Raw genomic sequence first — 15,815 nt, 5'->3', positions numbered from 1 at the left:
ACGTGACCATTGAAGAAGCACTGACCTCCGCGGCCTCCCGGACCTGGATCGAACGTGGCGGCACCCCGGCCGCACCCGGCACCGGGCGGCTCCGGCCGCTCGGCCTGCGCGAGGTGACCCTGCGCGACGGTTTCTGGCGGCAACGCCAGCAGACCAACCGGCACCGGTCCTTCGCGCACATCGAACACTGGCTGGAGAAAGCCGGCTGGCTGAAGAACTTCTCCGCCCCTCCGGAGGAACGCCGCGGGCGGGAGTTCTCCGACACCGAGGTCTACAAGTTCCTCGAGGCGATGGCGTGGGAGTACGGCCGCACCGGCGACCCCGGGGTGAAGCAGCGCCACCAGGCGATCGTCGCCCGGGTCGTCGTCGCCCAGCAGCCCGACGGTTACCTCAACACCAACTTCGGCCGGCCCGGGCAGCAACCCCGCTACAGCGACCTGGAATGGGGCCACGAGCTCTACTCCTTCGGCCACCTCATCCAGGCCGGCGTCGCCGCGGCGCGCACCTTCGGCGAGAACGACCTGGTGGCCGCCGTGATCCGGGCCGCCGACCACGTCTGCGACGTCTTCGGGCCGGGCGGCATCGCCTCGGTCTGCGGGCACGCCGAGATCGAACCGGCCCTCGCCGAGCTGTACCGGGTCACCGGCAACCGCCGTTACCTGGAGCAGGCGAAACTCTTCATCGAGCGGCGCGGGCACCGGACGCTCGCCGACATCGAGTTCGGCCGGTCCTACTTCCAGGACGACGTGCCGCTGCGCGAGGCGGAATCGCTGCGCGGGCACGCCGTCCGCGCGGTCTACCTCGCCTCCGGGGCGGTCGACGTCGCTGTCGAGACCGGGGACGCCGACCTGCTGGCCGCGGTCGCCCGGCAGTGGCGGCACGCCGTCGCCCGGCGCACCTACCTCACCGGCGGCGTCGGGTCCCGGCACCAGGACGAGGCGTTCGGCGAGGACTTCTTCCTTCCACCGGACCGGGCCTACTCGGAGACCTGCGCCGGCGTCGGCTCGATCATGCTGGCCTGGCGGTTGCTGCTCGCCCAGGGCGACCCCCGGTACGCCGACCTCATCGAACGGGTCCTGTTCAACGTCATCGCCACCTCACCGGCCGACGACGGCACCCGCTTCTTCTACGCCAACACTCTCCACCAGCGGGTTCTCGGCACCGAACCGTCCACCGACACCCAGGTGCCACGGGCCACGTCGACGCTGCGGGCCTCCTGGTTCGAGGTTTCCTGCTGCCCGACCAACCTGGCAAGAACCTTCGCGAGCCTCGCCGCCTACGTCGCCACCACCGACGACGTCGGGGTGCAGATCCACCAGTACACCGCCTGCGGCATCGACACCACGCTGCCCGACGGCCGCACCATCGGCCTGGAGATCGACACCGACTACCCGGTCAGCGGGCGGATCAGCATCCGGATCACCCGCAGCCCGGACACGCCGTGGACGCTCTCGCTGCGCGTACCCGACTGGGCCACCGGAGCCACCCTCGACGGCCTCGCGATCACCCGCGGTCTCGTCCAGACCCGCCGCCGTTTCACGGCGGGGGAGACGCTGATGCTCGAGCTCCCGGTCCGCCCACGGTTCGTCGCGGCCGACGAAAGAATTGACGCGGTACGAGGCCAGGCCGCGCTCGTCCGTGGCCCGGTCGTGTACTGCCTGGAGTCCGTCGACATCCCCCGTGACGTGCCGCTGGAAGACCTGCGACTGGATCCGCGCACCGAGCCGGCCGACCGCGACGGGCACGTGCTCGCCGCGTTCCGGGCCACCCGGCCCGCCGCCCCGGACTGGCCCTACCAGCCACTTACCGGCCCGCCCGAGACCGGTCCGCCGATGCGGATCCCGCTGCGGCCCTACCACCGCTGGGCCCGCCGCGGCCCGTCCACCATGCGTGTCTGGATGCCCCTGACGTCCGAAAGGTGATCCCCGGACGACGACCGACAACTCGCTGGGCCGCATCAACCGTGTCCTCCCCGGCGGCCGCTCCGTCCCACCGTGCGTCAACAGCCTGCCCGGTCCCGTCCTCCGGGCGGGCCGGGCGGGGAAGTGGACGCCGGGGCCGGTCGGCCGGACACCAACGGCCTCCGGCTCAGGTCGGTGACGAATTCTCCGATAAGAGGACTGGCGTCCCGAAACCGAAAGGAGCTCAGCGATGGCACAGCCGCCTGCTGCCGAGCCGCGTCGCGCCGGCGTCCTCAGCTTCTTCAGCGACCTCCGGGTGGGCCTGAAGATAAGCTTCGCCATCGTCGTGGCGCTGCTCGCCGGGGTCGCCGTCGCGGTCGCCGGGCTGATCGGCCTGCGAGCGGCGGACCAGCACGCCACCGCGATCTACGAAGAAAACCTCCAGCCGTCGCAGACGCTCGCGGTGGCCCAGGGCGCGTTCGACGACGAGTTGCTCGACCTGGCCCGGATGAACATCGCGGTGTCGGACGCGGAGACGGAAAGTTTCCGCCAGGCGGCGCTCACCGCCCACGACCGTACCGTCCAGGGCGTGCGGTCCTACGCGGATCTCGGCGTCACCGCCGAGCAGCAGACCGCGGTCACCGCGATCACCGACGGGCTGGCGAAACTCGCCGACATCCGCGACACCCAGCTCGTCGCCGCCGCTAAGGCCAGCAACAACGCGATCTACGCGGCCGCCTACGACAAGAACGCCGACCCGGTCGCCGACGCGATCAACGCCGGGTTCGACACGCTGAGCGCGTTCGAGGCCGACAGCGCCGGTGCGGCGGCCCGCGCGAACACGGACTCCTACCACCACAGCCGTACCGTCATGTTCCTGATCCTGGCCCTGGGTTTCGTGGTCGCGGGGCTGCTCGGATGGGCGACGGTCCGCCGGATCACGCGCCCGCTCGCGGCCGTCAACGACACGCTCACCCAGGTCGCCGGCGGTGACCTGACCGGCATCGTCACCGTGCGCTCCCGCGACGAGGTCGGCGCCATGGCCGTCGCGCTGAACCGCGCCACCGCGAACATGCGCGGCACCGTCGAGGCCCTCGGCACCGCCGCCCAGTCGCTGGCCTCCGCCGCGGAGCAACTCTCCACCACCAGCGGCCAGATCGCCGAGAACGCCGCGCAGGCCAGCACCCAGGCCGGCGCGGTCGCCATGGCGGCCGAGGACGTCCGCCGCAACGTCGACACCGTCTCGGCCGGCTCGGAGGAGATGGGCGCGTCGATCCGCGAGATCGCGCAGAACGCCAACCAGGCGGCGGAAGTCGCCGGCCAGGCCGTCATGATGGCCGAGACCACCAACCAGCGGGTCACCCGGCTCGGGGTCTCCTCGGCCGAGATCGGCGACGTGATCCGGCTGATCACCTCGATCGCCGAACAGACCAACCTGCTCGCCCTGAACGCCACTATCGAGGCAGCGCGGGCCGGTGACATGGGGAAAGGTTTCGCCGTGGTGGCGAGCGAGGTGAAAGATCTCGCCCAGGAGACCGCCAAGGCGACCGAGGACATCGGCTCCCGGGTCGCCGCGATCCAGGCCGACACCGGGACGGCGATCACCGCCATCGCGGAGATCAGCGAGATCATCTCCCGGATCAGCGACTACCAGACGACGATCGCCGCGGCGGTGGAGGAGCAGACGGCGACCACCGGCGAGATGAATCGTGGTGTGAGCGAGGCGGCCGGTGGCGTCAGCGAGATCGCCGACGGCATCGAGACCCTGGCCACGGCCACCCGGCTCACCAACGAGAACGTCGCCGACGCCCAGCGCGCCGCCGCCGAGCTGGCACAGATGTCCGGTGACCTGCGCGCCATGGTCGGAACTTTTCGCGTCTGACGACCCGGTAAGGTCTCCGCCGGGCGCCGCCTGCCCCGCCCCTACCTCGTTTCGAGCGGTCATCATGCGCTGGGTGGCGAGCGCGTCCAGGTGACTGCGCCGGAACCCGGCGACGTCCACGCCCGGACGGCCGATGGCGATCGACACCTCCGGATCGATCGTCGCGGAGCCCGGTTGCCCGGGCACCCGGTCCTGATCGTCGCCGACGGGGATGCCGGGGTCTTGGCTTGCGGGCCGCTGCTTCCGGTGCTCGCCGCTGAGCGATCCCTCGTGCAGGCCTTCGAGCCAGTCGTCGGGTGGGTCGAGCGCGGCCTGGGCGCCCCGGCGGAACAGCTCGGCGATGCGCGAGGGGACCGCCGGCCACTCCAGCGATGCCGACGCCGCCGAGGAGAGCGGGCCCGCGGCATTATGCACCATGAATCTCATCATGATGGTGCGTTTCGCGCTGGCGCAACGACGGCACGGCAACCGATCCTGGACTGCGTGGAGCACATGGACGTCCTGATCGTCGGCGCCGGGATCTCCGGCATCGGTGCCGCGCGTTACCTGAAGACCGAGTTGCCGGCGAAGACCTTCGCCGTCCTCGAGGCGCGCGGGGCCTCCGGGGGAACCTGGGACCTGTTCCGCTATCCCGGCATCCGCTCCGACTCCGACCTGCACACCTTCGGGTACGAGTTCAAACCCTGGCGCGACGAGGATGCGATCGCGGACGCGCCGCGGATCCTGGACTACCTGCGGGAGACCGTGACCGAGAACGATCTCGACCGGCACATCCGGTACCACCACCGGGTGGTCGCCGCGTCCTGGTCGAGCGCCGACGCCCGCTGGAACGTCGACGTCGAACGCGCCGACACCGGTGAACGCCTCACCCTGACCTGCGGCTGGATCTTCTCCGCGAGCGGCTACTACCGCTACGACGAGGGCTTCACCCCGTCCTTCGCCGGGCGCGAGGACTTCACCGGAAGAGTTGTTCATCCGCAGCACTGGCCGGAGGGCCTGGACTACGCCGGCAAACGCGTCGTCGTGATCGGCAGCGGCGCCACCGCGGTCACCATCGTCCCCGCGATGGCCGGCGAGGCGGCGCACGTGACGATGCTGCAGCGCACCCCGACGTACATCATGCCAGTCTCGAAGAAGGACCCGATCGCGAACGCCCTGAAGAAACACCTCGGGCCGGACCGCGGTTACGCCTGGACCCGCCGCAAGAACATCGCCCAGCAGAAGGCCGTCTGGTCCTTCTGCCGGCGCTTCCCGAAGGCGGCCCGCAAGATCATCCGATGGGTCAATGCCCGCCGGCTACCCGCCGGCTTCCCGGTCGACGAGCATTTCCATCCGCCGTACGACCCGTGGGACCAGCGGTTGTGTGCCGTCCCCGACGGCGACCTCTTCCGGGCCATCCGCCACGGTCAGGCCTCCGTGGTGACCGACCGGATCGCCGCCTTCACCGCGACCGGCATCCGGCTGGCGTCGGGCCGGCACCTCGACGCGGACATCGTCGTGACCGCCACCGGCCTGAACGTGCAGGCGTTCGGCGGTGTCCCGGTCACCGTCGACGGCGAACCGGTCCGGCTCTCCGGCACGGTCGCCTACAAGGGGATGATGCTCTCCGGGGTGCCCAATTTCGCGTATGCCATCGGTTACACCAACTCCTCGTGGACGTTGAAGATCGGCCTGCTCTGCGAACACTTCTGCCGGCTGTTGAAACACATGGACCTCCGGGGGTACGCCGTGTGCCGCCCCCAGGTCGCCGACCCGGCGATGCCGACCCGCCCGTTCCTCGACTTCGGCGCCGGTTACATCCAGCGGGCCGTCGGCCAACTGCCCCGCCAGGGCGACCGCATGCCGTGGCTGACCTCGATGGACTACCAGTCCGACGTGAAGCTGCTGCGCGCCGACGACGTGACCGACCCGGAGCTGCACTTCTCCTGAACGAAACATCTTCCGACCGGTGGCCGGGACGGTCACCGAACGCAGCGGCCGTGGAGTGCGGCGCCGCCGCCGCGTCCGAGAAGGCCCGCGCCCGGCCGCTGCTGCTCGCGTCGAGGGCGGCGCCACCCTCGGTGCCGTGGTCAACCCTGCGGCTGCCGGGCGGCCTTGCGGGCGCGGTACTCCCTGGCCTTGACGCGGTTGCCGCACTCGGCCATGCCGCACCAGTTGCGCGTGCCGGCGCGCGACCGGTCGATGAAGACGCGGGTGCACTCGGGGCGTTCACATTCCCGTACCCGCGGAGGGGTTGATTGTTGCCACTCGTCGAGGAGCGCGATGGCGGCGCGGGCAACCTCGGCGGTGACGGCGCCGAGCGGGCCGGTGCGGTGGGCGCCGCCCGCGGCCAGGGCCAGCATGGGTAGCGGCCGATTCGCCGCGGCGTTGAGTTCGCGCAGGTCAGGACCGGGCCATGCGGTTCGGTTCCGGGCCGCTTCGACCAGACGATAGATCGATTCGCGTACGGCGATGAGCTGCTCGAACTCGGACCCGTCCGGTGACGGTGGCTGGGTGAGCACGCCGGCCGCGAGCGCCCAGCGTGCCGCGTCGCCGGGAGTCGTCAGGCCCTCCTCGGGGTGGGTGCGACGCCACTTGAGGGTTCCGAGCAGGTCCAGCGCGAGGTTGCCGCTGACGAAGACGAAGTCCACGTCACCACCTTGACAGGTGACGGTGCGATTCGGCAAGGTCGCTGCGTCACCTGCTGAGGGGGTGACGGAATGGAGGACGCACCCGTGATCGGCAAGGACGACTACCTGTACTTCGCCGGGCGAGCGCTCGACGGCATGGCCGGGATCGTGGCCGGGCTCGGTGACGAGCTGGCCAACGAGCGGCCCGCGCTGCCCGGCGCGAATTCGCCGTATGCGCTGCTCACCCACTGCGTGGGCGTGATCGATTACTGGTCGGGGACGCTCGTCGCGGGTCGCCCGGTGCAGCGCGACCGGGAGGCGGAGTTCACCGCGGCCGGCCCGGTGGCGCCGCTGCTCGCCGAGGTGGCGGCCGCGCGGCAACGGCTCGCATCGGACGTGGGCGCGGCGCAGTGCGACGCGCCGCTGCAGGCCGAGCCGGATCGGTCGTTCCAGGGCCCGGTCCGGAATCTGGACCAGGGCGGTGCGCTGCTGCACGTCTACGAGGAACTGGCCCAGCACCATGGTCAGATGCAGATCCTCGGCGACCTCATCCGTGCCGGGGCGGCGTCGTGACCGCCGCCTTCGACGCGCGGGTCGACCTCGGGCGGCTGCGGTCCGGTCACGGCGTGAAATGGGGTGCTCTGCCGCCGGGAACGCTCGGCGCCTGGGTCGCCGACATGGATTTCCCGGTCGCCCCGGTGATCCTGGAACGCCTGCGCGAGGTGACCGATTTCGGCTATCCGCACTGGCCCGGCGGCGACCCGGTGGCCGCCGCCTTCGAGGAGCGCATGGCGCGGCGTTTCGGCTGGCTCCCGGCCGCCGGGCGGACGAGGGTCTTCACCGACCTCATCCAGGTGCTTCAGGTGATGATCGAGGCGGCCACGGCGCCCGGCGACGCGATCGCGGTGCACGTGCCGAACTATCCGCCGTTCCTGGCGAGCATTCGCCGGGCCGGCCGGCGAACGGTCCCGCTGGATCCCGACGCCTTCGACCCGGACGCCCTCCGCGGCTGCGCCCTGTTGGTGCTGGTCAACCCGCACAACCCGACCGGCCGAGTTTTCCGCCGGGAGGAGCTTTCCGCCATGGCCGAGGCGGCGCGAGACCATGACGTGACGGTGCTCTCCGACGAGATCCACGCCGATCTCGTCTACCCCGGGCACCGGCACCTTCCGTTCGCGGCGATCAGTTCCGACGCCGCGGCCCGCACCGTCACCACCACGTCGGCGACGAAAAGCTTCAACATCGCCGGGCTGCGTTGCGCGGTCGCCCACGTCGGTCCGGACCGGATCCGCACCGCCCTGGACCGGATGCCGCTGGACTACTTCGGTCAGCCCAGCACCCTGGGCCGGATCGCCACAGTTGCCGCTTGGCGTGAGGCGGACGACTGGCTGGACGGGTTGCTGACCGTCCTTTCCGCCAACCGTGCGCAGATCTCCCGCTGGGCCGCCACGCTGCCGTGGGACACCGGGTACCGCGCGCCGGAGGGCACGTACCTGGCTTGGCTGAACTGCGCCGGCGGGCCGTTCGGCTCCGATCCCGCCACCTACCTGGAGGAAGTCGCCGGAGTCCGGCTCGGCCGCGGTGCCGAGTTCGCCGCCGAGCCGGAAGGTGGTGCCGGGACCGCCGCCTCGCACGTCCGGATCAACTTCGCCACCAGCCCGGAGGTGCTCACCGAGATCCTGGACCGGATCACTGCCGCATTGACATGATTCTCTGCCTGGCCGGATAGTGGGAGCGCTCCCACCCCTCACCCCGTGGAGATCCCCATGCATGTCCCGCTCCATCGGCGGACCTACCCGAGCATCGTCCTGCTCGCGCTGGTCACCGCCGTCGCCGGCGCCCCACCGGCGGCCGGCGCCACCACCACCGGCACCCGCTCCGACGTTCTCGCCCGAGCCGCCGTCGCGGCCGACGTCCGAGCCGCCGTCGCGGCCGACGTCCGAGTCGACGTCGACGCGCGCGCCGGGCTGGCCACCGCGGGGTCCACCGCCCTCGGTGTCAACCACGCCATCTGGGACTCGCAGCTCGGCACGCCCGCCGTCACCGACCTGCTCAAGGACGCCGGCGTGCAGATGGTCCGCTACCCCGGCGGGTCCTACGCCGACATCTACCACTGGAAGGACCACACCGCACCGGGCGGCTACGTCGCCCCGGACACCGACTTCGACACGTTCATGGCCGGCGCCCAGCGGACCGGGGCGTCACCGATGATCATCGCGAACTACGGCACCGGAACCGCGCAGGAGGCGGCCGACTGGGTGCGCTATGCCAACGTGACGAAGAACTATCACGCCACCTACTGGACCGTCGGTAACGAGAACTACGGCAACGGGCACTACGGCGCCGCGTGGGAGGCCGACGACCACGCCGACAAGAGCCCGAAGGAATATGCCGACACCGTCGTGGCGTACGCGAAAGCGATGAAGGCCGTCGACCCGGGCGTCAAGGTCGGCGCGGTGCTGACCATGCCGGGGAACTGGCCGGACGGCATCGTCGCGGCCGGCGACGCCGGCACCTGGAACCAGGAGGTGCTCACCCGCGCCGGGGCGGCGATCGACTTCGTCGACGTGCACTGGTACCCCGGCGGCGGCAGCGCGGCCGAGACCCTCGCCCGGACCGGCCAGATCCAGGACGCGGTCTACCTGCTGCGACGGCAGATCACGCAGTACGGCGGGGACAACGCCGCCCGGATCGGCATCAGCCTCACCGAGACCAACGTCGACATCGGCCGCAACACCCAGCCCGGCGCGCTGTTCCTCGCCGACGCCTACAGTCAACTGCTCGCCCAGGGCGTCTTCACCGTCCAATGGTGGAACGTGCACAACGGCCCGGACAAGGCCACCACCGTCGCCGGCCAGACCGACTACAACGACTACGGGCTGCTCTCCAGCGGCACCTGCACCGCCGGCAACGCGGCGTGCGAACCGCCGCTGAACACGCCGTTCGCGCCGTACCACGCGCTGTCGCTGATGGGTGACTTCGCGCGCACCGGCGACCGGTTCGTCGGCACGGGCAGTGACAATGCGCTGGTCAGTGCCCACGCCGTACACCGGGACAACGGCGACCTCGCGGTGCTGCTGATCAACAAGGACCCGGACGCGGCGCACACCGTGGGGCTGCACTACAACGGGTTCACGCCGGGCACCGCCGCACCGGTGGTGGAAACCTTCACCAACGGCGCCGGGGGAGTGACCACCGCACCGGCCGGGTCGGCGGCGGCGCAGACGCTCGCGCCGTACTCGATCGCACTGGTCACCCTGCACCCCGATCAGGTCGTCACGGGCGCTCCGGCGGCACCGGGGCAACCCACGGCGACGGTCACCGACCGTACGGCGAAAATCTCCTTCCCCTCGGCCGGAAGCGGGCTGAAGTACGAGGTGTACCGGCAGAACGGCGGGATCGGCGAGCAACTCGGCGAGACCACCGGGTCGTCGCTGACGGTGAACAACCTGACGCCGGGACAGCGGTACACGATCAACGTGCTGGCCCGCGACGGCGCCGGACGGGTGTCACCGCCGTCGCCCCCGCTGACCTTCACCACCGGGACACCGGCCGGCGCCGGCTGCACCGTCAAGTTCCGCGACACCAACGACTGGGGCAGCGGATACGTCGGCTCCGTCGACGTCACCAACAACGGTTCCGCCCCGGTGAACGGCTGGACCCTCACGTTCACCTGGCCGACCGGGTGGCAGAGCGTGAGCAGCGGCTGGAACGCGACCTGGGAGCAGAGCGGCCGCACGGTGCGCGTCACCAGCGACACCGGCCTGGCCGCCGGCGCGTCGACGAACGTCGGCTTCGTCGGCGCCTACAGCGGTCCCAACGTCCCGCCGGAGGCGTTCACCCTCAACGGCACGGTCTGCGGCACCGCCTGACCCCGGCCGCGGATCACCCGGGGCTCGCCCGCAGGACACCCGATCCGGCGTGCGCAGCCCCGGGCCGCGGCCCCGGCCGGCCTGCCGGCACGCGTCGCGCGCAACGTGACCCCAGGACGGCTGTGCGACCGGTCACCCGCCTCGCCCGAGGCGGGTGAAGGACACCGCGAAGACGGTCGAGGCGACCCAGCCGAGGATCGTGCAGAAGTTGAGCACCCACGCCAGCAGCACGCCGTCGCCTTCGGCCACCGGGTACCAGGTGGACCGCTGATGCAGGTCGATCAGCGGCACGACGGTGTCGACGGCGTAGAAGAACGGGCTCAAGCACCGCACCCGGCCGTCCCCGCACGCACCCGGCGGGTTCTGCTCACCCGGCAGCGGCCGAGCCCCGGCCGGGCTGAAGACCAGGGCGTTCTGGTCGGTGGCCCGCATCTGCCCCTGCACGGCGGGCAGGCTCAGCCCGGCGGTCACCGCGGCGATCAGGGCCAGCAGCAGATACAGGGCGCGTTGTGGCCGGAACCCGTACCGGACCGTGACGTCCTGCAGGAGATCAAAGACCTTTCGCGGTACGGTCCTGAGCCGCCGAGCCCGTCGCCGCTGCGCGATCAGCACCTCCTCGGCGCCGTCCTGGTCGCCGGAGGCGCGCAGCACCGCCGCCAGTTGCTCCCAGACCCCCGGCTCCTGGTCACGCATCCGGGCCAGCCAGGCGATCCGGGCGCGGGCGTCCCAGACCGGCCCCTCGAACCGGTCGTAGGTGAAACCGCCGAGGTACGAGTCGACCGGCCAGTCCCGGTCGGGACGGTCAGCGAGATACGAGGTCGTCGTCCCGGTGAGGTCGATCGCTCCGGACTCCACCCGCCAGCCCAGGTCGATCCCGCCGCGGATGGTCGCGAAGACCGCCTCCACGGCGGCGCCGCGCCGGTTCGTCTGGCCCGGCGGGTCGAGGGGTTCGACGGGCGCGGCCCAGCTCAGCGTGGCGCCGTCGGCGCGCAGCCGGCCATCGATGACGGCCCGGTTCAGCAGGACGATGCCGACGGACCGGAACCGTCCGCACAGGCGGACGTTGCCGGTCACCCGCGCCATGTAGAGGCTGATCGTGGTGTCGCCCGGGTTGGCGAGGTAGGCGTCCTCGGCGTTGAGGATCCCGGCGACGGACGCCAGGCGGAAGTCGAGTTTGCCGCCGACCGCGGCCAGCTCCCACATCCGCACGTCGCCGGCGACGGTGACGTCGACGGCGGACAGGCAGATCCGGTCGCGGGGCCTGGTGAACGTGGCGTACGCCAGGCGGACCGGGCCGTCGATGCGGGCGCTGTCGATGCGGACCGTTCCCTCGATCGAGACGCTCGGCGCGTCGAGACCGCCACCGAGCGTGGCCTGGGTCAGATCGACGGCGGTGTCGTCCGGATTCCAGACGGCGCCCTGCAGGACGGCGCCCCCGTCGAGCTGAGCGCCGGGCAGCAGGATGCCGCCGTGCACCACGGTGTCGCCTTCGACGCGCAGCAGACCGCGTACGGTCAGCCGGGGCGCCAGCAGGGCGATGCGGTCGGCGCTCGGCGTGATGTCGTAGCTGTGCGTGCCGTCCCCGGCGGGCGGGGCGATCAGGTCGGCGTTCCGGAGGAACAGTTCGCCCTGCACGGTGGTGTGGCCCAGCTCGACCCGGCCGCGCACCCGGCACCGCGCGCCGTCGTCCCGCGAGTCGAGCAGATAGACGCTGCCGCCGACGGTGCCGGCCCACAGGTCGAGAGCTCGTCCGTCGGCCGGGACGAGTTCCGCCCCGGTCAGGTCGATCGAACCGGTCAGGCGCATGCCCATGGACCGGATCTCCCCGGTGGCCCGGAACCCGTTGGTGAACCGGATGTTCCCGCCGAGCCGGATCCGGTCGGCGTTCACCGCGCGCCCCACCTCCGGCAGGATCCGAGTGCCATGGGCGATGATGCTGCCGGAGATGTCGGCCTCGGTGAGCCAGACACTTGCCGGAAGATGGCTGTCGTCGCGCGAGAACACGTCACCGGTGATCGTCATCCCGGACAGCACCAGGTCCCGCGCGATGCGCACCCCGTCGGCGACCAGCCCGGGCAGCCGGCGCTCCCGGTCGGCGGTGATCTCCAGCTGGTACAGCTCCGCGTCCGACACCCGGACCCGATCGGTGAACTCGCAGTTGTGCAGCCGCAGCGGCATGTTCACCCGGCAGGCCCGTAGATCGAGCACCCCGGTCACCCGCGCGTCACTGAGCCGCAGCCCGAACGGGTCAGCTCCATCGGCGTCCAGGCAGGCCGCCCGCAACTCGGCAGCGTCCACCCGCGCGCCCCGGCAGTCCAGGACCCGCCGGTCACGCGAGGCCGCCAGCAGCTGCGCCCCCGGACTCTCATCCGCTCGCAGTACCATCGATCCAGCCCGATCCACGGGTACACGGTAGTGGCCCGGCGGCTCTTCACCGGACCGGTGTCCGGGCCGACCTGCGCCTCCCGGCCATGCCGCCGGTGCGTGCCCGGTTGTGCGGACGCCGGCCGCGAGCGCCTACTGCGGGCGCGGGCTGAGATCGACGATGATGGTCGCCTGCACCGGACCGGTGACGAGACCCCGCTGCTGTCCTACCGCTCGGAAGGCTCGATCCTGAGTCTGTGGGCGAACGGGTCGATCCTGTCGATCGGCTCGTCCGGTTCCGTCCTCTCGATCGGATCGGCCGGGTCCTTCGGGTCGGCCGGCTCGCTGGGTTCGTCCCTGAGCGCGGGCTCGATCCTGTCCGCGGTCTCGGTCGGCTCGGTGCTGGCCTGGCGCGCCCGGGGCCGCATCCTCAACCGCCGGCGCGGGTGACCTTCCGGCGGGCCATCGCCAGCCCCTGTTCGCGGTTGGAGTGCCGGATCGACGTGACGGCGGCCCGGGCGGCCCCGGCGAGCTGGTCGACGTCGTCGGGTGTGGTGTCGAACGAGGTCATCCAGCGGGCCGGCCCGGTCGGCCAGTCGTAGAAGGCGAACCGCCCGTGCAGCTCGGCCAGGGCGGCCTCGGGCAGCCGGACGAACACCGCGTTGGCCTGCACCGGATGGCTGATCTCGACGCCCGGCAGGTCCCGCATCCGGTCGGCCAGCCGGGTGGCCATCGCGTTGGCGTGCCCGGCGTTGCGCAGCCACAGGTCGCCGTCGAGCAGCGCGAGGAACTGCGCCGACACGAACCGCATCTTCGACACCAGCTGCATCGACGACTTACGCAGGCGGTCCAGGCCCCGGTCGAGTTCCGGGTCGAGCACGACCACCGCCTCGCCGAGGAGCATCCCGTTCTTGGTCCCGCCGAACGACAGGATGTCCACTCCGGCGTCGGTGGTGAACGCGCGCAGCGGCTCACCCAGGTGCGCGGCCGCGTTGGCCAGCCGGGCCCCGTCGAGGTGCACGCGCATCCCGTGGCCGTGGGCGACGTCGGCGATCGCCCGGATCTCGGCCGCGGTGTAGACCGTGCCCAGCTCGGTGGACTGGGACAGCGACACCACCTGCGGCCGGGCCCGGTGCTCGTCGTCGAACCCCCACGCCTCCCGGGCGATGTCGTCCACGGTCAACTTGCCGTGAGTGGTCGGGACCGGCAGCAGTTTGAGCCCGGCCACCTTCTCCGGGGCTCCGCCCTCGTCCACGGTGATGTGCGCGGTGCCGGCGCAGATCACCGCGCCCCACCGGTCGGTGGCGGCCTGCAGGGCGATGACGTTCGCCCCGGTCCCGTTGATCACCGGGTAGGCGCGCGCGGTGTCACCGAAGTGCGCCCGGAAGACGCCCTGCAGCCGCTCGGTGTACTCGTCGCGGCCGTAGCTGACCTGGTGGCCGACGTTGGCCGCGGCGATGGCGGCGAGGATCTCCGGTGCCGCCCCGGAGTAGTTGTCACTGGCGAAAGAGCTCACACCGCCCAGTCTGGCCGTCGCGGCGAGCCCGCCGAAACCGGTGTCTCGGAGCGCTGAGCATAGGATTTCCCGATGCTCGGCACTCACCGTCTGCGCCTGCTCGTCGCCCTGGCCGACACCGGCTCGATCGCCGGCGCGGCCCAGGCCACCGGCGGCAGCGCGGCCGCCGCCTCCCAGCAGCTGGCCCGGCTGGAGCGGGAGAGCCGGGCCCAACTGCTGGAACGCTCGGCCCGCAGTGTCCGGCTGACCGCGGCCGGAGAGCTTCTCGTCGGTCGTGCCCGGCGGATCCTGGCCGACCTGGAGGCGGCCGAGCAGGACGTGGCCGCGGCCGGGTCGGCAGGCGGTGGCCGGTTGCGGGTCGGCTCGTTCGCCACCGCCGCGCACCGGTTCGTCGTGCCGGTGCTCGGCACGCTGCGCCGCCGCCACCCGGCCCTGCGGCTGTCCTTCGCCGAGCTGGAGCCGGAGGACGCGCTGCCCGCGGTCCGGGCCGGCGAGCTGGACGTGGCGGTGACCCACCGATACCACCCGCTGGCCGCGCCGGAGACCGGCGGGCTGCGGCGGGTGTCGCTCTACACCGATCCGATGCTGCTGGCCGTGCCGGCCGGGACCGCCGACGGGCCGGCCGACCTGGGCGGGTTCCGCGGGGTGGACTGGGTGGCGACGTACCCGGACCGCGGTTTTCAGGCGGTCACCGAGATGACCGCCCGGCTCGCCGGGTTCGAGCCGCGGATCGTCGGCCGCGCGGCCGGTTACCCGGTGCTGCTCGACCTGGTGGCGGCCGGTCTCGGCGTCGGGCTGGTGCCCCGCTCGGCGGCCACGCCGCGGGCCGGGATCACCCTGCTGGAGATCACCGCGCCGGCCGGGCTGCACCGGGTCGTCGAGCTGGCCACCCGGGCCGCCGACGGTTCTCCGGCGATCGCCGAGTTCCGGCGGGAACTGCGCAGCCGGGTCGCCCGCGCCCGGCGGTGACCAGGACCGCGACCGCCACGGCGGGCGGCTGGGTTCTGTCCCGCGAATCACGCGGGGCTGCGGCGTGATCCGCGGGACAGAACCTGAACAGGCCCTTCGCAGATCCGGCGCACGCCACGACGGAACATCTCGTCGGGGCCCTGCGGCGGCCTGGCGAACAGCATCGGGAACCGGGCCGCCAGAGCGGCGGGGTCGACGTCCGTGGGCGGGGCGGTCTCCGGTTCGGCCTGCTCCTGCAGCACGAAACCGGTGACGTAACTCAGGACCACGTCGGCCAGAACCACGCGGTCCTCCTCGGGCACACCGCCGTCGCGCAGGGTGGCCAGCAGCCGTTCCATCAGCGCGAGGGCCTGCGGACTCAGCATGGCCGGGCTGCCCGCCAGCAGCAGTGGACCACCGGCGTGCTTGCGCAGGGTGTGGCGCAGCGCGCTCGCCTGCGCCTCGACGCGGTCGATCCAGCCCGCCGCCGACGGGAGCTCGGTCAGCGCCTTCTCGCCGGCTTCGAAGGCCTGGCTGGCCAGCCGGTCGGCGAGCAGGGCAAGAAGAGCCTCTTTATTGCGTACGTGGTAGTAGAGCGACCCGGCGTGAACGTCGAGCCGTTCCGCGACCTGGCGCATCGACAGTCCGGCGTATCCGTGCTCGGCGAACGTGATCATGCCCGCCTCGACGATCCGCTCCTTGGTCAACTTCACGCATGGAGCA

Annotated in this window: 12 protein-coding genes; 8 read left to right on the top strand and 4 right to left on the bottom strand. The window is 71.8% G+C overall.

The window, feature by feature from the left end; all coding sequences use genetic code 11:
- The first annotated feature begins 2 nt into the window (after positions 1-2).
- From ACH442_RS29535 to ACH442_RS29525, 3 genes are all read left to right on the top strand, one after another.
- A complete protein-coding gene (locus ACH442_RS29535) occupies positions 3-1,922 on the top strand; it encodes a glycoside hydrolase family 127 protein (protein ID WP_396341372.1) in 1,920 nt (639 codons plus the stop codon).
- Positions 1,923-2,151: 229 nt separating this feature from the next.
- Positions 2,152-3,783 carry a methyl-accepting chemotaxis protein gene (locus tag ACH442_RS29530; RefSeq protein ID WP_396341371.1) on the top strand — a complete coding sequence of 544 codons (1,632 nt, stop codon included), beginning with the start codon at positions 2,152-2,154 and terminating at the stop codon, positions 3,781-3,783.
- A gap of 474 nt (positions 3,784-4,257) precedes the next feature.
- Positions 4,258-5,712 carry a flavin-containing monooxygenase gene (locus ACH442_RS29525; protein WP_396341429.1) on the top strand — a complete coding sequence of 485 codons (1,455 nt, stop codon included), beginning with the start codon at positions 4,258-4,260 and terminating at the stop codon, positions 5,710-5,712.
- A 140-nt stretch (positions 5,713-5,852) separates the two neighbouring features.
- Here the strand turns inward: ACH442_RS29525 and ACH442_RS29520 are convergent, their stop codons facing one another.
- Positions 5,853-6,413, bottom strand: coding sequence for a CGNR zinc finger domain-containing protein (locus tag ACH442_RS29520; RefSeq protein ID WP_396341370.1), 561 nt, complete (start codon positions 6,411-6,413; stop codon positions 5,853-5,855).
- A 69-nt stretch (positions 6,414-6,482) separates the two neighbouring features.
- Between ACH442_RS29520 and ACH442_RS29515 the strand changes: the two genes are divergently transcribed.
- From ACH442_RS29515 to ACH442_RS29505, 3 genes are read left to right on the top strand one after another with little or no spacing between them, the layout of a single operon-like run.
- The gene (locus ACH442_RS29515) at positions 6,483-6,965 is read left to right on the top strand and encodes a DUF664 domain-containing protein (RefSeq protein ID WP_396341369.1); all 483 of its coding nucleotides are present in this window, start codon (positions 6,483-6,485) and stop codon (positions 6,963-6,965) included.
- Positions 6,962-8,101: a MalY/PatB family protein gene (locus tag ACH442_RS29510; protein WP_396341368.1), complete on the top strand. Its 1,140-nt coding sequence runs from the start codon at positions 6,962-6,964 to the stop codon at positions 8,099-8,101. Before ACH442_RS29515 ends, ACH442_RS29510 begins: the two co-directional genes overlap by 4 nt.
- A 57-nt stretch (positions 8,102-8,158) precedes the next feature.
- On the top strand, positions 8,159-10,264 hold the full coding sequence (locus tag ACH442_RS29505) for a cellulose binding domain-containing protein (protein ID WP_396341367.1): 2,106 nt from the start codon (positions 8,159-8,161) through the stop codon (positions 10,262-10,264).
- Between the two features lie 132 nt (positions 10,265-10,396).
- On the opposite strand, the gene ACH442_RS29500 is transcribed toward ACH442_RS29505, so the two are convergent.
- Positions 10,397-12,667 carry a hypothetical protein gene (locus tag ACH442_RS29500; RefSeq protein WP_396341366.1) on the bottom strand — a complete coding sequence of 757 codons (2,271 nt, stop codon included), beginning with the start codon at positions 12,665-12,667 and terminating at the stop codon, positions 10,397-10,399.
- Positions 12,668-12,748: 81 nt separating this feature from the next.
- On the opposite strand from ACH442_RS29500, the gene ACH442_RS29495 reads away from it, so the two are divergent.
- Positions 12,749-13,078: a hypothetical protein gene (locus tag ACH442_RS29495; protein ID WP_396341365.1), complete on the top strand. Its 330-nt coding sequence runs from the start codon at positions 12,749-12,751 to the stop codon at positions 13,076-13,078.
- Here ACH442_RS29495 and ACH442_RS29490 read toward each other — a convergent pair.
- On the bottom strand, positions 13,059-14,144 hold the full coding sequence (locus ACH442_RS29490; protein ID WP_396341364.1) for a threonine aldolase family protein: 1,086 nt from the start codon (positions 14,142-14,144) through the stop codon (positions 13,059-13,061). The two genes, ACH442_RS29495 and ACH442_RS29490, sit on opposite strands and share 20 nt — an antisense overlap.
- A 72-nt stretch (positions 14,145-14,216) precedes the next feature.
- Between ACH442_RS29490 and ACH442_RS29485 the strand changes: the two genes are divergently transcribed.
- A complete protein-coding gene (locus ACH442_RS29485; protein WP_396341363.1) occupies positions 14,217-15,113 on the top strand; it encodes a LysR substrate-binding domain-containing protein in 897 nt (298 codons plus the stop codon).
- Between the two features lie 47 nt (positions 15,114-15,160).
- Here ACH442_RS29485 and ACH442_RS29480 read toward each other — a convergent pair whose 3' ends face one another.
- A complete protein-coding gene (locus ACH442_RS29480) occupies positions 15,161-15,805 on the bottom strand; it encodes a TetR/AcrR family transcriptional regulator (RefSeq protein WP_396341362.1) in 645 nt (214 codons plus the stop codon).
- Positions 15,806-15,815: the final 10 nt, after the last annotated feature.

It is taken from the genome of Actinoplanes sp. NPDC020271, assembly GCF_044388125.1.
In the GTDB taxonomy this organism is placed as follows: Bacteria; Actinomycetota; Actinomycetes; order Mycobacteriales; family Micromonosporaceae; genus Actinoplanes.
The sequence above is the reverse complement of the archived record's forward strand: the minus strand, read 5'-3'. Positions and strand labels throughout refer to the sequence as shown.